The sequence below is a fragment of the Sporosarcina ureae genome (assembly GCF_002082015.1).
GTDB lineage: Bacteria > Bacillota > Bacilli > Bacillales_A > Planococcaceae > Sporosarcina > Sporosarcina ureae_A.
This window is the reverse complement of record NZ_CP015109.1, coordinates 1,274,754-1,294,067: the sequence shown is the minus strand read 5'-3', so window position 1 is coordinate 1,294,067 and position 19,314 is coordinate 1,274,754. Positions and strand designations below refer to the sequence as shown.

Below are 19,314 nucleotides of genomic sequence, written 5' to 3'. Positions count from 1 at the left end.
AAAGCTAGAAGATCCTCTTTCTCATTCCAAGTACTGCAGTATTTCTTCTATTGCCAGTTCACCAGCAATTTCCCAACGACTTTTATCACGAATTGTAGCATCTCGATCCAACGGTTCTTGGAATTGATTGAACGAACCACTTATTAAAGAACTTGAGTCGGGATCCAGTCCTGTATTGACCACATGTTTGATCACATAAGGTTTTTTAAATTTTATAAAGGTGTTGAAATCGTCAAGTTCACCGTCATGAACTTCAAAGGGAACACGTAAGTAAATGGTTTCTCCGGCTTCTCTATGAAGAATGGAATCAAAACTGCCTTTATGATAATCCCAGCCTCCGCCAAAATGATATCCGTGCTGATCCACTTTATCCCGTAAAGTTCCAAAGCACGCTAGTTTGCCTTCAATCGGTGTATCTAATTCCAGCATGAAATCACTCCTTTTAAATAGCATTCCTAACTAGCAGTTATTTATACAGTAAATAAAAAACAACGAAAAGGTTTCTGATTTACGTATCCCGGGTAAAAGTATCAACACGGCGTTAAAATATTTAACTATTATAATAGGAGGAGATTTATATGAGTAAGAATAGATATATTGGGATGTACTTTAATGAAACAGAGTTAGTGAACCGTCTGGATGAGCTGAAAAAAGAAGGTTGGCCTGAAGATGATATTTATGTAGTTGTAAAAAATGATGACCAGCTAACTATGGTTAGAAGTCGTTCAGACGCAGAAATTAAATCTGCAGATGATTCATGGTGGGATCGCTTTATGGGATTCGTGTCAGGGGAAGATCACGTACGCCGTATGGTCGAAAATCTAGACTTTGGAGAAGAAGATACAATGAAGTACTATCGAGACATTGAACAAGGTGGCATGTTGCTTTATGTGGATTCGGGTGAAGCTAGCCGCCACTACAGGGATAATATGGATTTCTACGGTAGAGATGGAAAAAGTACGGACGTAAATCTTGGAGCAAATGGTCTAAGCATTACAGATCAAGAATTGAATGGAGGAGACCCTGCATTCAGAATGAGTCAGACACTACCTGATCAAACAGTAAATCATCAGGATCACGAAGTAGACCCTGCACTTCATACAAATGATCCTAGTTTAACTGATACCGACACGGAAGAAGAACGTTTACGTCTACATGAGGAACGACTTCAAGTAGATAAGCATGCGACACAACGTGGAGAAATTCATGTAGAGAAAGAAGTCGTGGAAGAACCTAGATCAGTAGATGTCAGTGTTTCACATGACGAAGTCACCATTGAACGTAGACCTGTTGTAGATGGTGAAGCTAGTGTGAACGACCGCTATGGTAATAACGCAGCGTTCAAAGAAGATGACGAAACAATTCGTATTCCGATTACTGAAGAACAAGTAAAAGTGACTAAGAAACCAGTTGTCACTGAAGAAGTTATTCTCAAGAAACGCGAAGTTGTAGAAAATGAAACGATTCACGATACAGTAAAACGTGAGGAAGTGCACTTCGACAAAGAAGGTGACGTAGACGTCAAGGGCGACCCATTAGATAAAGACCGCTTCTAAAAAGACATGTAGCAAACACCTTGTCATTCCCTTTCTGCATAATGTAAGATAGACGTAATAGCCAGGAAGGGGAGATGACATGTTTAAGCATCCAGGTATTGCCGCCGTGCTAAGTTTTTTCTGGACTGGCGTCGGTCAAATTTATAACGGACAAATCCTTAAAGGGATTTTGCTTATTATCTTGCAAGCAATTAACGGGTTACTTATGTTTGTAGTGATCGGCTTCATTACGTATCCCATTGTATGGATTTGGGGAATGTACGATGCCTATAAAACTGCAGAGCGTATGAATTACAATCAAAACCGATATAATTAACAATGAAAAATGTCCCTGCCGGAAGTGGCAGGGACATTTTTCTGTTTTACTTATTTAATTTCCACGTAGAATAATTCAATGTCAGTGCGAACATGACCCATCCGATATAAGGGACCATCAATGCACCTGCGGTATGATCGGTCTTATTGAATTCATACGCAGTCATAGCAATGGCACCTAACATAATCGTCATCTCAATCAGTGCGGTTCCTCGTAAATTCCATTTGAAGAATAGGAAGGACCAAAGAAAATTGAGGCCTAATTGAACGTCATATAAGGAGATGGCGGAATCGTTTTTATTTGTATCCTGCTTCATTTCTACACGGTAATTCGCTACACCCATCATCGTGTATAGAGTCGTCCAAGCAATCGGGAATATAGCCCCGGGAGGAGAAAATGAAGGTTTGTCCAATTTAGCATACTGTTCTTGTGTATTACGGTTGGCAAGATACCCGATAATCGATCCACCAAAGACGGGGATCAGCACATTACGCGTTAGCTTCTTCCAATCTAGTTCACTCTGTACTTTTAGCAACTCCAAAGTAAAACCTCCTTTTAGAAAGTTTTCCCTTTTCGCTACTTACTAAACAGTTATCATGTATTCGCTGTATACATCACTTCACCAGCAACTACAGTCTTCTCTACTTGTATTTCAGCTATTCGATCCACTTCCACGGAGAAAAGATCTTCTTGTAATACAGTAAAGTCCGCATCAAATCCAACGGAAATCTTTCCTCGTGAATCAGCTTTACCTATAGTTGCTGCTGCACCAGAAGTAAATAATTGTACTGCCTCATAGCGACTCAGCTTTTCTTCTGGCAAATACCCTTCATGCTGTTCAATACTCAATCTCCTTGTGATTGCGGCGTGTATTCCAAGCAATGGATTCGGGTCTTCGATTGGCGCATCTGACCCACCGCCACATATAAATCCTTTAGTTAGAAGTTTCTTCCAAGCATACGCCCAGTCAAGCCGGTCCTTGCCGAGTCGATCTCCAACCCAAGGAAAATCAGAAGGTACGAAAGCAGGCTGAATATCTAAAACAATCGGGAGCTTTTGCATACGCTCCACTAAGTCTTCACGCAATAAGATGACATGTATTAACCGGTCTTTTTTACCTGTAGGGGCAGGATGTTTTTCAATGATATCTAATGCTTTTTCTACTGCCAGATCCCCAATCACATGTATAGCAACAGCTTCTCCATAGTGCCTTGCCATTTTGACGTAGTCCTCGAGCTCTTCATCAGTTAATACAGTAGTTCCTACATTATTGGGTTCATCAGAATAAGGCTCACTTAACAGCGCTGTACTGCCGCCCAAAGCACCATCAATGAAGAACTTCATCTCACCAGGTTCTATCCACGGTACATTATAGAAGGCATGATCTTCCATCAAATCAGAAAACACGCTAAAATGACGTAGTAAGTGAGCACGGAATTTTCGATCACCGCCTAGTACGTTATTGAAGGCTTTTAATGGCGTCTGATAATGACCGTAGTAACCTAAGTCATCTGTCACAACGCCTGTCAAACCAACAGATAGGAGGTGGTCAACAGAAGTTTCCAATGCTTTCGTTACATAAGCCAGTGTTGGATTTGGCAATAGTTCAAGCACTCGCTGCATAGCGCCTTCTTTCAATAACCCCGTTGGCTCTCCGGTATGATCGCGTTCAATGACACCATCATCAGGATCAGGCGTATCTCTTGTAATGCCAGCCAGTTCGAGGGCCTTTGAATTCACGATTGCTGCATGCCAGCAAGTGCGTTTTAATAACATAGGTGAATCTGTTACAGTATCCAACTCATAGCGTGTAAAGATTTTCTTGTCAGGAAAATTATTCTCATCCCAGCCCTCTCCGATAAACCATTCATCGTTAGGCAAGTCCTTATACGCATTCAGAAGTAACTCCATCATGTCCTCTGATGAAGTGGTGTTTGATAAATCAAGGCGTAATAGCTTTTCACCTTGTCCAATTATGTGCATATGGTTATCGATAAAACCTGGATAAACAAATGCCCCCTGCAAGTCTATTTGTTCATCGGCTTGATTTTTTAACTTATCATATGATCCAGTAGCTACTATTTTTCCGTCTTTTGTCAGTAAGGCATCTATTGTATGTCCTTCATTTTGCATCGTATAAAAGAGTGCATTAAACCAAATCGTAATCATAGCGAAACCTCCTTGTCTTTCTATAGTAAATCGAGTGGGACAATTCGACAATAGAATAAACTCCGAATAATTTTATTTATCAAAAAGGTAAGTGTATTTTCAACCGTTTACTTTATTGCACATTCGTATTAATCGAGACTTCTGGTAAGGCGATGTGCGCATGGTCAAGATCTGTCACTACTAACCCAATGTTATTTACCGCAAGCTCATCTGCTTTCATCTCATATATATTACGATTAACAGGGCCTGGAGGGGTCAGTTTGTGCTTGATGCCACCGAAACCTGCTTTTAAAATAACAGCCATTGCACTGTATGTCTGATCCGCTCACTCCGTATAATGGCTTTGTCATGAATGTGGCATGTAAACCGTATTTGCGAGTGATCCTCTTAACGACTGTCTACAAGTCTGAATAGGATCGCATGTCGTTAATACATCAGCATATTTAAAGTCAATTTTATGTTGTCCTAGTGCTATTTCATGATGGGAATCTTTCACATGATTGTTTAGTACAAATCGTCTTCGTGACATTTTTCTGTAATAAAGCCCGGGAGAGTAAATTACAGGAAAATTTTGTTGTTTCCTTGAAAGAATAGAATAACTTAAGTTATTTGTTTTCAAAAATATAATCACGCAACATAATAGCTGTAATATATACATTAGCTAATGGAAAATATAGCAATCAGAACCGTTGCTATTTGGCAATATAAAACGATCCAAGATGCAAAAGTTGACTACAATAGCCAAAAGTATTTTAAGTGTTTGATGAAGTGTGTAGTGCCAAGTGCGTAATGTTTAAAATCTAGCACATTTTGAATGATTCATCATAAGCTGATAAAGAAAGGGGTGGGTGTCTTGATTGAACACCAAAGCATATCTATTGATGGACAGTCATTTCAAGCAGTCACGGTAAGATTACCGAAAACAACGTTACTTACAGTTTCAAATGACAAAGGGTATATTATGTGTGGTGCACTTGATGTGGGATTACTAAATAGTGTGCTAGCAGACCGCAAAATAGTTGCGGGTCGTGCTGTTGGAGTAAAAACGATTGAGCAATTGCTCGCAGCACCTTTAGAATCCGTTACACTTGAGGCTGAGCAGTACGGTATTTCCGCTGGCATGATTGGTTCTGAGGCATTATTGAGGATGACGTAAAAAACGACGCCCATATAAGTAGGGCGTCGTTTTTTACTGTATACAAGTAAAATATTGCGGAGTGAATACCGTTTAATTATTATCGTATTTTTCTTCGCTTGATGAACGATCTTTTGTCTCACGATGATTTCTCTCTTCTTCTTCTTCCATACGAACATCCTCTAATGGAATAGCATCTACCGTCTGCATATCTTCATGCATATCATAAATACTTTCTTTATCGGTTTTTAAATTCTCAGGGTTGTCCATATAACCACCCTTTGCTTTATTGCGGTCTTTTTCTGTAAATACATTTTTCTCTTCACTCATTCAAATTTACTCCTTTGCAATTGAATATTTTTAATTTAAAAATCTACCTAGTAACCCTTTATTCGATTCGGATTTTTGATTATGATCTTTTCGATCACCGCGCATAGGTGTGTCATTGAACTCATCGAATTGGCGAGATAATTTGTTTCGGGCATCTTGGTTACGCATTAAATAGGCCGCACCTAAACCGATCGCAGTTAAAGCCATTCCTTTTTTCATAAAGTGACCCTCCTCGTTATCGTCTCTTAGATCTTGTTTTCCCAAATCTCATTCATACTAAACAATTCATTTTATAGAGAGATAAACTAAAAAACAGTCAGTGATCGAAAACTCTCAATCACTGACTGTTCTTCTCTTGCTATGCGGAAAATTTTATGTTGCGATTACTCCATACTGACGATATTGTACCCTCGTAGTATGCGTCTTACATCTTACACTGCTTAACTTCTTTGAAGCAGGTATTTCACGTGCACTTACACAAAAAACTTCTTTCGCATTACCTGGTAAACCTGTCTTCCTGTTGGAACCTTAAAAGCAGATTCCCAAACCGAGTGTACCACTTGCCAGTAAAGAAAAATTTTCCGCCAAGGCTGTGCATCTCTTCCAGATCTAGCAGCTTACTTCTCTGACTAGCTCCTTCAGTTTGCCTTGTATTAATAGTATACCCAAGCAAATCATTCTTAAACATCTTTTTAAAATTAATTTTAAAAGTTTTTTCAAGATTTTTCTTACTCGCGGTATATGCTCTTATGATCTATAATAGAGGACTGAGGTGAGAGCTTTGAACAAGGGAATAACAGGGAGAAGCATGACAAATATACTTGCTGAAGTAAGACCCTATATTGAAAAGAATGTACGAATATGAGTGCGCTACAAAATATAGAAATGATTCTTTGCAGTTTAGAAATAACGAAAAATGCACGAAAAGGTTTGGAACAGTGGTTTTTAAGTGAAGAAGCCTTCGTATCTTCAGAGTCTGTCTTTGATATACATATTGAAAAGAAACCGGAGAATCGTATGGGGAACCAATCCTATGCGTTGTTTTTTGATCCGAAAACCAATAAAAGATTTGCCAAAGAAGTTCAACAACGTGTGGCAGTTATGGAATGTGTATTGAAACCAGATGGTCTGCTAGCAACCGGCTTTCATGTAAGAGGCGCAAGAGAACCTGTTCAGACAAATCGGCGGCTACATACGGCGATTAAGTTTAGGTTACATCGCGCAGGAGTAGCGTTGCCAATCGAGTTCTATACGAAGTTACGCCAATTACCGATCGCGGAAGAACGTTCAGAATACGTAAAGAAAAGAATTGAAAGTTGGGAAGGCTATCTACAAATTGCGGAGAAAAATGCGGACGTAGCGGATATCGCCTGTACATTTAGCCAAGCCAGTTTCACTAGTGATTTTACAAAGGTACGTCTACAGTGTAAAGATTTGCAAACGAAAAACTGGAAGCAACTCCGTGGGTTTAGTGTGAAGGTGGATGAACTTTCTGCTGAAATCGGTCAAATCGTCGACACGCAGAAAGGTCAAAAGGTTATTGTTGTAGAACTAAATCAACGGTTTCAAAAGAAAGCGCGATCCGAACAATGGTTACCAACACGTAATAAAAGTCTGGTGCTGACGAACTTTGCAGAATTAAGTCAAATTCGTCGTTTACGTAAAGGTTTCAAAGACTTACAAGATGGTCTAGCCGCAAATGCAAATTTGGAAAAAATTTTATTTGAAGAGCGGCCTGTCGTGCAAATTACTAATAAACAGCCACAACTGGAGTTCCATAATAATTTGAATGAATTCCAACAAGAGGCGGTTTCCGGTGCGATGAAAGCGCATGATTTATTTGTAGTCCAAGGTCCGCCTGGTACAGGGAAAACAACAGTGATCTCTGAAATTTGCTATCAAAACGTCAAAGCAGGCTTGCGGACACTCGTTGCATCTCAATCAAATCTAGCGGTAGATAACGCACTCGGTCGATTACTGACAGATCCAGCGACGCGTATTTTACGTTATGGACGATCAGAAAGTATCGAAGAAGAGGGCAAGCGCTTCATGGAAGAAAATGTAGCGTTGCATTGGAGAAATGAAACAATAGAAACCGTGAAAGCGACACGTGCTATTTATCGAACAAAAGATACTGAATTGCAAAAACGTGCGGATCAATTAACTGAACAAATTCAACAGAACACAGAACGGAAAATCACTTTAACTGAGCAACTACACATGCAAAATATTATGCAAGAGAAATTAAAAAAACTAAAGTCTACATACTTTTCTCAGAAATCCCTGCTTGACCAATCTGTACGTCGGCTTTCTCAAAAGCAACAGGGAATTGAGCAAACTGAAATAGACCTTGCACAACGCATGAAGGAAATCGCAGAGTTACGGAAACAGCTAAATTCAGAGTCGAGTAAAGAAGAGTTGTCAGCCCAAATAGAAGAATGGTTAAAAGAGCAGCGTCTAGTAAGACAGACACAAATATATATCCATTCGCTAGCAGAGTTGCAGAGCAATAAGGAAGCGCAACGAGAGATTATGGAGGAATACAACACACTTCCTGACAGCAAACAAATACTAGAAGCTACACATCGTGATGTACTGTCTCAGACCAAAATGAAAGATATCCAGAAGACGCTTGCTACAAACCAGATTGAAATCCCTATTCATATTACATTGCGAAATAACGATTTACAGCGAATCATCAAGTCAATTGAAAGTGGAGAGTACTCCTACGAATTTCAAGAATGGAAAGAACTGCATGAACGTTTTCAAACAGCTATCAAAAAAACTCTTTCCCTATTGCAAACACACCGTTACCCAATAGAGACCATTACGAAGCGCTCAACCGATAATTTCACAACCATTCAAGAAATGCATGAAATGATTGACCGTCTGGGGAAATTTCTAATCAATCCAACAACAAAAAAAGTGCTGCAAAACAAAGGAATTTCATCCGCCAAAACAGACGTACTCCAGAAGATAGCACAAGGTATGTCATTGTTTTACGGTAAAGAAGAGATCGTTCGTGCAAAAGGAATAGATCTTCAGCAACAGAAAGTCCACTCTGTAAAGGAAGTATTTGCAGAAGTGAAACATGAAATTCTGAGATTCTTACAACAAGCACTTCAAGAAATACAAGCCAATATGCAACGAAAAGAAGAGCAGATGCAACATCTGCAATCTAAGCAAGTAGAATTGGAGAAGCAGATTAAAGAATGGTTAGAAACCAATGAGCCACCTGAAAAAGAGTGGGAGGAAAATCAACTCACACAGGAAATGAATGAGCTAGAAACGAAGATCTTGGAGGGCCGACAACAATTAAAAAATGTAACACAATTAACAGCGTCCATAACTACTTCAGAATTAAAGTGTTCTCAAGCAAAACAACAGCTTGAACAAGAAAAAAATGAAGCTCTAGCTGTAGAACAGAAAACTTTGCAGTTACAAGAAGAACAACATAAACGACAGCAGGAAATAGAAGAGCTCGTAGTTCAATTGAAACCAGATATAAAAGAGCAATTGGAGAAAGTAGAAATGGTGCTTGCGCAAGCTGAACCCCAATTAGCAGAAGTAGTAAAAGAACAGGAGCAGCTTCCAGTCCTGCAAGAACTGCAAGCGCAATGGGAAGAATTACTGCGTGATGCTAACGATTATGACTTGGATGAAATCCGTAAGCTTTATATCGATCATGCGAATGTAATCGGCACGACATGCGTCGCATCAGCTTCCAAAAAGTTCATGGAAGAATACCCGGTCTTCGATGTAGTCATTATCGATGAAGTGTCAAAAGCAACACCGCCAGAATTACTATTGCCTATGCTTAAAGGTAAAAAAGTTATTTTAGTGGGAGACCATCATCAATTACCGCCGCTAGTAGGACAAGAAACGATGGACGAACTAGTAGTTCAGCAAAAAGATCCTGAAGTACAACGTGAAATGAAAAAACTACTCAATGAGTCATTATTTGAACGGCTATTCCGTACGTTGCCTAAGCAAAACAAAACGATGCTCAGCATTCAGTACCGCATGCATGAAAAAATCATGGAAACAATCGCACCATTTTATAAAGATGGTGACTATCAATTACAATGCGGGCTTTCTAATTCAGAAGAAGTACGAGATCATCTGCTCGAAAGTAGTAAAATTACCAGGAAAGACCATTTGTTATGGCTCGACACACCCAATATCCCTTCGTTTTTCGAAGACCAAGTCAAAGGTGGGACAAGTCGTTTCAATGAAGCGGAACTAACCATCATTCAAGATCTATTGATAGATATTGAACACGCGACAGAAAAAGCTAAAAAAGATGGCCGAATGAAGCCAGACGAAAAGAAGAGCGTCGGTGTAATTAGTTTTTACGGTGAACAGGTAAAGCGAATTGATCGACTGATCCAACAAGAGATTCGACCGAAACAATTGCATTATCGTACAGGTTCGGTAGATAAGTTTCAAGGCATGGAAATGGATATCATCATATTGAGCTTCGTTAGAAATCATGGAGAGAAGAATGGTGACATTGGATTTGCAAAAGACTATCGACGTCTAAATGTAGCATTATCACGTGCCCGAGAATTACTTATAATCGTTGGAAGTTCTGAAATGTTCACTATCAAGACAAAGAATGCTTCTACAAAAGATATGTATAAGCAATTGCGTGAAGTCGTAGAACGTCAGGATGGATTACGCAAAATAGAACACATTCAAGGAGGCTGAGCAAATGGATTCGCTTCGAAAAAGGTTGCAACAAGAACTCCAACAACAGCCAGACATCGAAATACAGCAATCAGATAGCTGGGGATTACCGGTGGAGCTAATCAATATCCAATACACTACGATCAAGCGAACTACTATGGATATCTTGATGAAAATGATTTTATTGACGATACAGAAAATTGAAGTATCTGAATCAAAAATGATTGCGGAATTTCTGGCTGTCGAACCATTATTCGTTGAGAATATATTCCTTAAAATGCAGAAGGCCCAAATGATTGAATTACGTGCAGGTAGTTTTATGTTGACGAAGACCGGCGTCTCACAATTGCAATCTGGAATTTATGAACACCCTCCAAAGAAACGAGAAATGAAGTTTTATTACAGTGGATGCCATGATGCCATCCTGTGTCAACAACCCGAGAATGTATTTACAACAAAAGTCAAAGCGTTCCGTATTGCGAAGAATCAAACGAAAAAAGTAGAGACAATCGACGATGAAAAAATGCGTACTGCACTTCTATCCGCTAGAGCAGAGATTACTGAAGGTGCTTTTCAGGAAGTCATTAACACTATGGAACCACCTCAGGGGATTGAAACCCAGCTAATTCCGTGCGTGGAGTTTTACATATGGAATCGTACAGAAAATAATTACTTCACGAGAGTGTGGAACACGTTGACAGAAGAGTGGGATGAACTGCTAGAAAAACTAATCGATGAGCAAGATCCTCTTGGAAATTGAAAAGAGTGTGCGTTTAGCAAGCCGCAAACTGGGAATATATTCATTAAGCTACATTAAACGAAAAGTAGGAGGATGAATATACATGGCTAACCGGCAAACAACCGATCACGAAAAGAAAATGACATTAGAAGAAGCAGGACGCAAGGGTGGACAGGCTACTTCTAAAAAACATGATAAAGAATTTTATAAGAACATCGGGCGTAAAGGTGGAGAAGCTACTGCTCAAAAGCATAGTAGTGAATTTTATAAAGAAATTGGAAGTAAAGGCGGAAAGGCGACTTCCGAAAAACATGATAAACATTTCTACGAGAAAATTGGCCGCAAAGGCGGAGAAGCCCGTGCCAGTCAACTTAATGACAGACAATAATCTGTCTGATTTCAATCAATAGAAGCAGTTGAAAGTTCCGAAAGCCACTTGAATTTAAATACAGCAAGAAAAGCCAGAGAAGAATGAATCTTCTCTGGCTTTTCTGATGAGATCATACGATGGCACGGTATTCAAGATTTACGTTTTTTTGATGAGGCAGCACTTTTGCGTAGTTCAGCAAATTCACGAGCAGTTTCTTCCTTCATGTCACGTGCAGCAATCTTCTGGTTTTTTGGCGTTTGCGGTAAAGAACCGGAGGCGTTGCTGCCTTTACTGTGTTCATCGCGTCCCATTGGTCAGGCTCCTTTCTACTAGGAAGTTCTTTGTAAGTTGGCTTAAATGCATGGAAAATATACAAGTTTTCCTGTAGTAAATAAAATACTGAAGATTGAGGTGGTTATTTTTAAAGGGAATTTGTAAAGTAATAAAATTGAATTGATAAATAGCAGATGTGATTGTGGTGAAAAAAGGAATTAACTAATACTTTTCTACAAATATAGCTTTAAATATATTTTTGTTGTTTAAACTAGTGTGTGTTGGGAATATATCTAATAAGCTTGTCGACGAGCTAAAATGATTAATGCATAGGAGGAATTTTAAAATGGCTAACCAAAACAATCGTGAAAACAATAACAACAAAATGAGTGTTGAAGAAGCGGGTCGTAAAGGTGGAGAAGCTACCTCTAAAAATCATGATCATGAATTCTACGAAGAAATCGGTCGCAAAGGTGGAGAGGCTACCTCTGATAACCATGACAAAGAATTCTACGAAGAAATTGGCCGTAAAGGCGGAGAAGCGAGAGCCGAACAGAATGACTCAAACAACTCAGGCGACTCGAACAATAATAGCAACAACAGTAATGGGAAAATGAGTCGTGAAGAAGCGGGCCGTAAAGGCGGCGAAGCACGAGCACGACAACGCGATAATAACCAGTAACCATATTGTACTATGAAAAACTAATTGAAATAGAAGAAAAAGCTACAAATGATCAATGTATAGGAGGAATTTTACAATGGCTAACCGAAACAATCGTAACAACAATGACAACAAAATGAGTCTTGAGGAAGCGGGACGTAAAGGTGGCGAAACTACCTCTAAAAATCATGGTCAAGAATTCTACGAAGAAATCGGCCGCAAAGGTGGAGAGGCTACCTCTGATAACCATGACAAAGAATTCTATGAAGAAATTGGCCGTAAAGGCGGAGAAGCGAGAGCCGAACAGAATGACTCAAACAATTCAGGCGACTCGAACAATAATAGCAACAACAGTAATGGGAAAATGAGCCGTGAAGAAGCTGGTCGTAAAGGCGGCGAAGCGCGAGCGCGACAGCGCGATAATAACCAGTGAGCGGTAAGTTGATATGAAAAATTAATAAAATAAAAGATAAAATGAAAAATACTCTTGAATCGACTTCACGATTCAAGAGTATTTTTTTATGGAAATATAGTTATTTTGTCTAAAGAGTGAAATCAGTAATTAAATATATGATTAAGTGGGTAATTGCTCATAGTTCTGTATTGATTGATAGTATTAGGCGTAGTATAATATGCTTAGCAATAAAGAGGGGCATAAAAAATATATATGAAATAGGGATGAATGAGAATGAATGAACAGGTTTTGTCTTTAAACGTGCCTCAATGCATAAATGAAGTCATGAAAACTGTGAATATGAAAGAGGAACTCCGTGAAGTTCACGATGGAATCAATATGAGTTATAATTTTATAGGGAAATATATTGGATATGATATGGATAGGCTAAAAATTGCTTACGGAGATATTGAAACGATTTGCCTATTTGAAGACTACATTAAAACCATTACGATGCATGAATTAGGTCACGCTATCGATTTGCCAGCATTAGAAGCCTCGTTAGCAAGAACTATTGAAATCTTCACTATGAAAAAGAGTTATAGTAAGGAAGAAATTTTCCGTACGCCTGATCTACTGAAAATGCTGATTGAAGAAGATGAAACGAACTTGGCTTTTGAAATAACCGCTTGGGACAATGCCTCTGAGCTGAACGAAAAGTATACATTGGTTCATGCAACCGACTTTAATGCAGTACGAAAACATAGCATGGCTTCCTATCATAGACTTTATCAACATGATTTACAGGCATATCATCGGTTGATCAATGAAAAATCTGCAAAATAAAAACCAATTGGCCTCGTTCCAATTGGTTTTTATTTTTGAACTGTCGGGTAGAAGTGGTTCCAGGCTTCTTTTATCGCATCTGCATAATATCCCTTTGCCCGGTATAAAAGCGTGTGGGAAGGCAGCTTAGAAAGCTCTGCCTGTGCGTTACCTACAATGACGGCCGGATATCCAAGTGACAGCATCTCGGCATCATTACCTGAATCACCTGCTAGTAAAAGACGCACGTCCTTTTTAGCATATTCGCGAAGGACATATTCTACAGCTTTTCCTTTTCCGCTACGTTCGGGGAGAATGTCCACATCACGGCCCGAGCTATATACGAAGTAACATGGAATGTTATGAGTGTCTAACGTGGATTGAATGGCATCTACTATATGCGGCTGTCCAGAATGCACTGTATAAGATATGCGTTTTTGATGTGGCAGTTCCTGTTGTTCGATGGCCGAAATGTTTTTAGTAAGTGATAAAATACCTTCAGGCAGCCATGTTTCACTTACCCAAGCCGCCCACGCCTTGTCTTCAGACCAATCGGGGGCATGGTAAATAGCTGTCCCTACATCAGTGATAAGAATATTAGGAAACGGCAGTTTTTCTCGTTCTATGAGCGAAAGTGCTGATTGCAAATGTCTGCCTGTTACGTAAATCAATCCAGGATTGAAATCTCTCTCTTCATAAAATGTGAACAAACTCTTCAATGCTTCTGGATCACCGACTAACGTGTTATCCAGATCAGTCACCAGTAGATAGGATTTTTGTTTCATTGGAAACTCCTTTATATAATTCGATCATTTTGTGAGCCAGGACACTCCAGTTAAATTCCTGCCGTGCATAAGAGGCGGCTTTTCGTCCAAGTTTTTTTGTCAGATGCGGATTATTCAATAATGTCGACATAGCCTGTGCTAGTTGGCTAGGGTTGTTGTGCTTCACGTGGAGTCCAGTCATGCCATCTTTGACAATGTCTTGTAGTCCACCAACTCTTGAAGCAATGACAGGACTACCACATGCCTGCGCCTCTGCAGCGACCATTCCAAATGATTCGTAATGAGATGGAACAATAGTGGCTACAGAATTCGTGAATAATTGGGCCAGCTGTCGTTGGTTTTGTGGACCTAGGAATTTCACTCTGTGCTCAAAACCTTCAATTGCCGCACGAAGCTTTCGGCTTTTCGGTAAATGATTCTTAGAAGAAATACAAGATTCACTGCCTCCAGCAATAATCAACTTAGTGTGGCCCATCTCAGGATTATCTCTTATCAGTAAATCGAACGCTTTTAGGAGGGTGTATATACCTTTTGACGTTTGCAATCTGCCTGCAAATGCAAAATATGGCGAAGCGACAATTTTAGGCCTGTTTGACTGAAACGCATCATCGACACCAATCGGTATGATTTTTATAGGTGCGGGATTGGTAATAAATTCACGAATCAGCTGCCTTTCCGATTGAGTAGTAACTACAACTAAATCTGCTGAAGTTAAAATCATTTTTTCGGTAAGAAGGCGCAAAGCTTCCGAGTTACCTGTCGCTTTCTTTTTCGCGATACCCAGTGAATGATTCGTGTGCACCCATGGAATTTTCCATTTTTGCTTAATAAACGAACCGATGAGACCCGACAACCAATAATGAGTATGCACGACATCATAATTATTGAAATTAAGTGCCTCTGACATTTCATCAAAAAATTCAGGAATCAGACGATACATTTCGTTTTTTGGCACAAATTTATGCTTTCCCGCAGCAAAACGTATAACCCGGCAGGAAGTACCAAAATATTCAACTTCAGGAGTGTCTATACTATTCCAATGTGTTGCAACATCTACCGCGTACCCTTCTTTCTCTAACGCTAAAGCCAGCTGTCTGACATAGTTGTTTTGTCCGCCGGCTTGCTCACTTCCCAAAGGCGCCAACGGATCACCATGATCAGAAATAAATAGTACTTTTCTTATCATATCTATTTTCTCCCTTCTACTCTCTTCACTCTCTTAGATATAATCTTTTACCCTAATTGTCTCTAGGAGAAACATAAATTGGTTTATAATGAAGAAAGATAGGGAAATAGACAGATTACTGGAGGTGAGTATATGCGGTTAAAACAAGATGGAGTATGGAAGACAGGTTGGATATATGTAAAAATTTTACTGGCTTATATTACAGTGAAACTATTCTATAGAAAAGACCCTAAGACGATACTATTAGTGGGTGGAAATCTAGGAGAAAAATACGAGGATAACGCTGCGGTATTTCATCGCTATGCTACAGAAAATTTTTCAGATCAAATGGAGATTTACTGGATGTATGATCCTCACTACGATTACGTAAAAAAACATCAGATTCCGAAGGCTGTGCCACTTGGCAGTTTCCGGAATTATTTATTGTTCTTTCGTGCAAGCTACTCTGTTCATGGTCATTCAATCATCTATGATTTAGCGCCAGGTATGGATAAATTCATTTTTTTAAACAAAAAAACTGTGATGCTACATATCAGTCATGGTATTGAATGTTTCAAAAAGATTTTAATCCAAAAAGAAGACATTCCATTGTTAGAAAGATGTAATTATTTTAATTGTGCTTCTGAATACGAATACGATATTAAAAGAAATGAATGGGGCATTTCTGATGATAAGCTGGTTATAACGGGGATGGCGCGTTTTGATCGTCTGACTCCTGATCATCCTTCATCTGAAATGAAACGTCTTCTGCTGATGTTCACTTGGAGAGAGTGGCTGTTCGATTTGACTGAAGAAGAGTTTCTGGATAGTACGTATTTTCTATCGACAGTGGGACTTTTGAAGAGTGAGAAGTTTCAAATGATTATACAGGATGAAAAGCTTGAAGTAAGAGTTATTCTACATCCGTTTATGAAGCGTTATGAAAAGTATTTCAGAGAAAACGGCATAATCAATGAACGGATTACATTTTTCAGCTTTGATGAAATACTGATAATGGAGGAACTTCGTGATGCAAATATGCTCATAACAGATTACTCCAGTATTTGCTGGGACTTCTTATATATGAATAAACCAATCATCTTCTATACGTTTGATCAGCAGGAGTTCTTAGCTAACCGGGGCTCTTATCTGAATCTGGATACTGATCTATTCGGCTATAAGGCACGTAATAAAGAAGAGGTAGTATATTATCTTGATACTCTCATTAAAGAAAAAAGATTTGAAAATCCGTTTTTTAACAAGGCGTCAGCGTACATCGACTATTTTGATGACCATAATTGTGAACGTCTAGCTACAGCTCTTTTTAGTAAAAGTAGTAGACGGAAGCAGACAAATCATAAAAAAGAATCTGAAGACGAAAATCATTTTTCCCTTGTTTCTGCTGAAGCAGTACAGTATAACTGTAATAAGTAGAAGTAAAGAAAATGGGTGAAATGATGGAACGTCGAAAAGAACAATGGTCTTCAAAGCTTGGATTTATTATGTCTTCAGCAGGCGCAGCAATTGGCCTTGGAGCAATATGGAAATTTCCGTACGTTACGGGAATGAGCGGTGGCGGTGCGTTTTTCCTGCTATTTATAGTATTTACGATTTTAATTGGGTTACCTATGTTGGTTTCTGAATTTATTATCGGACGTGGTTCAGGTAAAGAAGCAATCAGTGCATACAAAAAGCTAGCGCCAGCGAGTGCATGGCCGTGGATTGGTAAGCTCGGTGTCGCTGGGTGTTTTCTTTTACTCTCCTTCTACAGTGTAGTAGGTGGCTGGGTATTCGTGTATAGCGGATTATCTATTGGTGGCAAGGTTATTAGTGAAGGTGCTTCCTATTCGGAACAATTTGGCTCAATTGTAGGTTCACCAATCACGACATTAATTGGTCTGCTATTATTTACTATCATTAACATATTGATCGTATCTTCTGGTGTACAAAACGGTATTGAAAAAGCGAATAAGTATATGATGCCTCTATTATTTGTGTTTTTCATTATTTTAGTTGTTCGATCATTGACGTTGCCCGGTGCGATGGAAGGCGTGTCGTTCTTCTTGAAGCCCGATTTCTCTAGTATTACAAGAGAATCGGTGTTGTATGCACTTGGACAGTCATTCTTTTCATTGGCTGTCGGGTTTTCTTGTATGGTTACGTACAGTTCATATCTGAAGAAAGACGTCAGTTTGACTTCTTCTGCAAGTTCCGTAGTGGGAATGAATTTATTTGTTTCATTACTAGCTGGATTAGCTATTTTCCCAGCGGTCTTCGCGTTTGGGCAAGAACCGGCTGCAGGACCTGAATTACTATTCATGGTGTTACCAGCAGTCTTTTCACAACTCCCGCTCGGGCAAGTTTTCTTGGCGTTATTTCTGATTTTGTTCTTGTTTGCGACATTGACGTCTTCGTTTAGTTTGTACGAGATCATTGTGGCAGCGATGACAGCGAGTGGCAAGCGGACGCGAAAGTCTGTTACTTGGTTGATTGGTGCGGTGGTATTCATTGCCGCAATTCCTTCTGCCTTGTCTTCTAGTACATTATCAGGATGGTTGATATTCGATAAGAGTGTTTTTGATGCGACAGATTATCTGGTTAGTAATATTTTGCTTCCCGCAGGAAGTTTACTGATTGCGTTATTCATTGTCTACAAGATGGACCAGATTTTGGTGCGTGATGAGTTTACGCAGTATAACACGCAATTCAAAGGTTTCTATTCGCTATGGCATTTTTTAATGAAGTGGGTAGTGCCGTTGACTATTATTGTGGTGTTCTTGAATACGCTTGGGATTGTGAAGTAATGTAGTGGAGCAAAGGGGAATGGTACCCTCCTGGATAGCGTCCTCTCTGGAAGGAAAATCCCAAAACTCCCCACTAATTACTCACTTTCATACACTACTTAGACTTCCTAATGGGGAGTCTTTTTTTATATAAGAATAAGAGTTACCAATGGATCGAGTTGACTTAGATCTATCTACATTGTATAATACCTATTAAACATGTTGGAATAATATATTTTGACGGGAGTGGGGATGAAATGCAAAAGATGATCACGATTCGTTCTGGAGAACATCATTTATCTGGTGCGCTGCATCTGCCTGAATATAGAAAAGAAGATATACCATTATTACTATTTGTTCATGGATTCGTAGGTAGTAAAGTAGGCGAGCACCGTCTGTTTGTTAAAGCTGCACGATATTTTACTGAGCGTGGATATGGGGTATTCCGTTTTGACTTTAGTGGTTGTGGAGAAAGTGATGGGGATTATGCGGAGGTAACGTTAACGAATCAATTGAATGAAGTGCGGGATGTAGTAACTTATCTAGGCTCCGTCCGAGGAATAGATCAACGTCGCATTACGTTGGTTGGGCATAGTATGGGGGGAGCTGTTGCATCACTTACGGCAGCAAGCGATACCCGAATTAAACAATTAATTCTCTGGTCACCGGTAGGTATGCCATACGAAGACATTACTGGGATTCTAGGACCGAAAGCGGTTCATGAAATTGCGAGAAAGGGAAGTTATGATTACCGCGGATTTATGATCAGCCAAACATTTTTGAAAGATTTGAAAAAGCATCAGCCTATAGAAGCGGCTCGCTTATTTACAGGGCCCGCTCATATTATTCATGCAAAGGCAGACGAGCAAATTCCGAAAGAACATGCAGTGCGATACGCAAATTCACTCAATAAACGCGTAGATACTAAGCAAGTGTTTGAACAGTATATCGACAAAGCAGATCATACATTTTCGAGTTATTCATTTGAAGATGAGTTGTTCGACAATAGTTTGGCTTGGCTTGAAGGTAGTCCAGTAGGAAAGTTCGTGTCGCAAACATAAATTCGTGAAAATCTCCCAGACGGTAAATACGTGGCGGGAGATTTTTTAATGAAAATAAAAAGG

At 39.4% G+C, this 19,314-nt stretch carries 20 protein-coding genes and 2 pseudogenes; 12 read left to right on the top strand and 10 right to left on the bottom strand.

Features of this window, described 5'->3' with window-relative positions; genetic code table 11:
- Window positions 1-21: 21 nt before the first annotated feature.
- Window positions 22-429: a YugN family protein gene (locus SporoP17a_RS06445; RefSeq protein WP_083033779.1), complete on the bottom strand. Its 408-nt coding sequence runs from the start codon at window positions 427-429 to the stop codon at window positions 22-24.
- 149 nt (window positions 430-578) lie between these two features.
- On the opposite strand from SporoP17a_RS06445, the gene SporoP17a_RS06440 reads away from it, so the two are divergent.
- Together SporoP17a_RS06440 and SporoP17a_RS06435 are read left to right on the top strand one after the other, a co-directional pair.
- Window positions 579-1,556 (top strand): YsnF/AvaK domain-containing protein, encoded by a 978-nt coding sequence (locus tag SporoP17a_RS06440; RefSeq protein WP_083033777.1) that lies wholly within the window; start codon window positions 579-581, stop codon window positions 1,554-1,556.
- 79 nt (window positions 1,557-1,635) lie between these two features.
- A complete protein-coding gene (locus tag SporoP17a_RS06435) occupies window positions 1,636-1,872 on the top strand; it encodes a hypothetical protein (protein ID WP_083033774.1) in 237 nt (78 codons plus the stop codon).
- Between the two features lie 46 nt (window positions 1,873-1,918).
- Here SporoP17a_RS06435 and SporoP17a_RS06430 read toward each other — a convergent pair whose 3' ends face one another.
- The 4 genes and pseudogenes from SporoP17a_RS06430 to SporoP17a_RS17000 all read right to left on the bottom strand — a co-directional run.
- On the bottom strand, window positions 1,919-2,413 hold the full coding sequence (locus tag SporoP17a_RS06430) for a TspO/MBR family protein (RefSeq protein ID WP_083033772.1): 495 nt from the start codon (window positions 2,411-2,413) through the stop codon (window positions 1,919-1,921).
- A gap of 53 nt (window positions 2,414-2,466) precedes the next feature.
- Window positions 2,467-4,041, bottom strand: a complete 1,575-nt coding sequence (locus SporoP17a_RS06425) for an amidohydrolase (RefSeq protein WP_083033769.1) — start codon at window positions 4,039-4,041, stop codon at window positions 2,467-2,469.
- Window positions 4,042-4,153: 112 nt separating this feature from the next.
- Window positions 4,154-4,345: a hypothetical protein gene (locus SporoP17a_RS06420; RefSeq protein WP_083033767.1), complete on the bottom strand. Its 192-nt coding sequence runs from the start codon at window positions 4,343-4,345 to the stop codon at window positions 4,154-4,156.
- Window positions 4,326-4,537, bottom strand: a pseudogene (locus SporoP17a_RS17000) (type I glutamate--ammonia ligase); the annotation flags it as partial. The gene SporoP17a_RS06420 and the pseudogene SporoP17a_RS17000, both read right to left, overlap by 20 nt.
- A gap of 318 nt (window positions 4,538-4,855) precedes the next feature.
- Here SporoP17a_RS17000 and SporoP17a_RS06415 point away from each other — a divergent pair.
- Window positions 4,856-5,197 (top strand): YunC family protein, encoded by a 342-nt coding sequence (locus SporoP17a_RS06415; RefSeq protein WP_156890536.1) that lies wholly within the window; start codon window positions 4,856-4,858, stop codon window positions 5,195-5,197.
- A 72-nt stretch (window positions 5,198-5,269) separates the two neighbouring features.
- Here the strand turns inward: SporoP17a_RS06415 and SporoP17a_RS06410 are convergent, their stop codons facing one another.
- The gene (locus SporoP17a_RS06410; protein WP_083033755.1) at window positions 5,270-5,506 is read right to left on the bottom strand and encodes a hypothetical protein; all 237 of its coding nucleotides are present in this window, start codon (window positions 5,504-5,506) and stop codon (window positions 5,270-5,272) included.
- Window positions 5,507-5,536: 30 nt separating this feature from the next.
- The gene (locus SporoP17a_RS06405) at window positions 5,537-5,725 is read right to left on the bottom strand and encodes a hypothetical protein (RefSeq protein ID WP_083033753.1); all 189 of its coding nucleotides are present in this window, start codon (window positions 5,723-5,725) and stop codon (window positions 5,537-5,539) included.
- Between the two features lie 642 nt (window positions 5,726-6,367).
- Here SporoP17a_RS06405 and SporoP17a_RS06400 point away from each other — a divergent pair.
- The 3 genes from SporoP17a_RS06400 (at window position 6,368) to SporoP17a_RS06390 (ending at window position 11,322) form a co-directional block, all read left to right on the top strand.
- Window positions 6,368-10,216, top strand: coding sequence for an AAA domain-containing protein (locus SporoP17a_RS06400; RefSeq protein ID WP_083033750.1), 3,849 nt, complete (start codon window positions 6,368-6,370; stop codon window positions 10,214-10,216).
- A 4-nt stretch (window positions 10,217-10,220) separates the two neighbouring features.
- Window positions 10,221-10,955 (top strand): hypothetical protein, encoded by a 735-nt coding sequence (locus SporoP17a_RS06395; RefSeq protein WP_083033748.1) that lies wholly within the window; start codon window positions 10,221-10,223, stop codon window positions 10,953-10,955.
- An 82-nt stretch (window positions 10,956-11,037) separates the two neighbouring features.
- Complete coding sequence (locus tag SporoP17a_RS06390; protein WP_083033746.1) at window positions 11,038-11,322, top strand: KGG domain-containing protein; 285 nt, start codon at window positions 11,038-11,040, stop codon at window positions 11,320-11,322.
- A 131-nt stretch (window positions 11,323-11,453) separates the two neighbouring features.
- Here the strand turns inward: SporoP17a_RS06390 and SporoP17a_RS16875 are convergent, their stop codons facing one another.
- The gene (locus SporoP17a_RS16875; protein ID WP_167693390.1) at window positions 11,454-11,615 is read right to left on the bottom strand and encodes a hypothetical protein; all 162 of its coding nucleotides are present in this window, start codon (window positions 11,613-11,615) and stop codon (window positions 11,454-11,456) included.
- A 308-nt stretch (window positions 11,616-11,923) separates the two neighbouring features.
- Between SporoP17a_RS16875 and SporoP17a_RS17315 the strand changes: the two are divergent.
- The 3 genes and pseudogenes from SporoP17a_RS17315 to SporoP17a_RS06375 form a co-directional block, all read left to right on the top strand.
- Window positions 11,924-12,125: pseudogene (locus SporoP17a_RS17315) on the top strand (KGG domain-containing protein); the annotation flags it as partial.
- Between the two features lie 210 nt (window positions 12,126-12,335).
- Window positions 12,336-12,671, top strand: coding sequence for a KGG domain-containing protein (locus SporoP17a_RS06380; protein WP_083033736.1), 336 nt, complete (start codon window positions 12,336-12,338; stop codon window positions 12,669-12,671).
- Window positions 12,672-12,926: 255 nt separating this feature from the next.
- Window positions 12,927-13,478, top strand: a complete 552-nt coding sequence (locus tag SporoP17a_RS06375) for an integrase (RefSeq protein ID WP_156890535.1) — start codon at window positions 12,927-12,929, stop codon at window positions 13,476-13,478.
- Between the two features lie 29 nt (window positions 13,479-13,507).
- Here SporoP17a_RS06375 and SporoP17a_RS06370 read toward each other — a convergent pair whose 3' ends face one another.
- Both SporoP17a_RS06370 and SporoP17a_RS06365 read right to left on the bottom strand, forming a co-directional pair.
- Window positions 13,508-14,242 carry an HAD-IIB family hydrolase gene (locus SporoP17a_RS06370; RefSeq protein WP_083033732.1) on the bottom strand — a complete coding sequence of 245 codons (735 nt, stop codon included), beginning with the start codon at window positions 14,240-14,242 and terminating at the stop codon, window positions 13,508-13,510.
- Window positions 14,211-15,428: a glycosyltransferase gene (locus SporoP17a_RS06365; RefSeq protein WP_083033730.1), complete on the bottom strand. Its 1,218-nt coding sequence runs from the start codon at window positions 15,426-15,428 to the stop codon at window positions 14,211-14,213. The genes SporoP17a_RS06370 and SporoP17a_RS06365 overlap by 32 nt, the downstream gene beginning before the upstream one ends.
- A 132-nt stretch (window positions 15,429-15,560) precedes the next feature.
- Between SporoP17a_RS06365 and SporoP17a_RS06360 the strand changes: the two genes are divergently transcribed.
- The 3 genes from SporoP17a_RS06360 to SporoP17a_RS06350 all read left to right on the top strand — a co-directional run bounded on the left by SporoP17a_RS06360 (window position 15,561) and on the right by SporoP17a_RS06350 (window position 19,251).
- Window positions 15,561-16,841: a CDP-glycerol glycerophosphotransferase family protein gene (locus SporoP17a_RS06360; protein ID WP_083033727.1), complete on the top strand. Its 1,281-nt coding sequence runs from the start codon at window positions 15,561-15,563 to the stop codon at window positions 16,839-16,841.
- Between the two features lie 23 nt (window positions 16,842-16,864).
- Window positions 16,865-18,211, top strand: coding sequence for a sodium-dependent transporter (locus SporoP17a_RS06355; RefSeq protein WP_083035925.1), 1,347 nt, complete (start codon window positions 16,865-16,867; stop codon window positions 18,209-18,211).
- Window positions 18,212-18,447: 236 nt separating this feature from the next.
- A complete protein-coding gene (locus SporoP17a_RS06350; protein ID WP_083033724.1) occupies window positions 18,448-19,251 on the top strand; it encodes an alpha/beta hydrolase in 804 nt (267 codons plus the stop codon).
- Window positions 19,252-19,314 lie beyond the last annotated feature (63 nt).

Bases quoted from the DNA above. Each gene is read 5' to 3' on its own strand.
- SporoP17a_RS06445 (WP_083033779.1), bottom strand. From the start codon at position 429: ATGCTGGAATTAGATACACCGATTGAAGGCAAACTAGCGTGCTTTGGA.
- SporoP17a_RS06370 (WP_083033732.1), bottom strand. From the start codon at position 14,242: ATGAAACAAAAATCCTATCTACTGGTGACTGATCTGGATAACACGTTA.
- SporoP17a_RS06395 (WP_083033748.1), top strand. From the start codon at position 10,221: ATGGATTCGCTTCGAAAAAGGTTGCAACAAGAACTCCAACAACAGCCA.
- SporoP17a_RS06405 (WP_083033753.1), bottom strand. From the start codon at position 5,725: ATGAAAAAAGGAATGGCTTTAACTGCGATCGGTTTAGGTGCGGCCTAT.
- SporoP17a_RS06355 (WP_083035925.1), top strand. From the start codon at position 16,865: ATGGAACGTCGAAAAGAACAATGGTCTTCAAAGCTTGGATTTATTATG.
- SporoP17a_RS06360 (WP_083033727.1), top strand. From the start codon at position 15,561: ATGCGGTTAAAACAAGATGGAGTATGGAAGACAGGTTGGATATATGTA.
- SporoP17a_RS06440 (WP_083033777.1), top strand. From the start codon at position 579: ATGAGTAAGAATAGATATATTGGGATGTACTTTAATGAAACAGAGTTA.
- SporoP17a_RS06400 (WP_083033750.1), top strand. From the start codon at position 6,368: ATGAGTGCGCTACAAAATATAGAAATGATTCTTTGCAGTTTAGAAATA.
- SporoP17a_RS06375 (WP_156890535.1), top strand. From the start codon at position 12,927: ATGAATGAACAGGTTTTGTCTTTAAACGTGCCTCAATGCATAAATGAA.
- SporoP17a_RS06365 (WP_083033730.1), bottom strand. From the start codon at position 15,428: ATGATAAGAAAAGTACTATTTATTTCTGATCATGGTGATCCGTTGGCG.
- SporoP17a_RS16875 (WP_167693390.1), bottom strand. From the start codon at position 11,615: ATGGGACGCGATGAACACAGTAAAGGCAGCAACGCCTCCGGTTCTTTA.
- SporoP17a_RS06420 (WP_083033767.1), bottom strand. From the start codon at position 4,345: ATGGCTGTTATTTTAAAAGCAGGTTTCGGTGGCATCAAGCACAAACTG.
- SporoP17a_RS06390 (WP_083033746.1), top strand. From the start codon at position 11,038: ATGGCTAACCGGCAAACAACCGATCACGAAAAGAAAATGACATTAGAA.
- SporoP17a_RS06410 (WP_083033755.1), bottom strand. From the start codon at position 5,506: ATGAGTGAAGAGAAAAATGTATTTACAGAAAAAGACCGCAATAAAGCA.
- SporoP17a_RS06415 (WP_156890536.1), top strand. From the start codon at position 4,856: ATGATTCATCATAAGCTGATAAAGAAAGGGGTGGGTGTCTTGATTGAA.
- SporoP17a_RS06350 (WP_083033724.1), top strand. From the start codon at position 18,448: ATGCAAAAGATGATCACGATTCGTTCTGGAGAACATCATTTATCTGGT.
- SporoP17a_RS06380 (WP_083033736.1), top strand. From the start codon at position 12,336: ATGGCTAACCGAAACAATCGTAACAACAATGACAACAAAATGAGTCTT.
- SporoP17a_RS06435 (WP_083033774.1), top strand. From the start codon at position 1,636: ATGTTTAAGCATCCAGGTATTGCCGCCGTGCTAAGTTTTTTCTGGACT.
- SporoP17a_RS06425 (WP_083033769.1), bottom strand. From the start codon at position 4,041: ATGATTACGATTTGGTTTAATGCACTCTTTTATACGATGCAAAATGAA.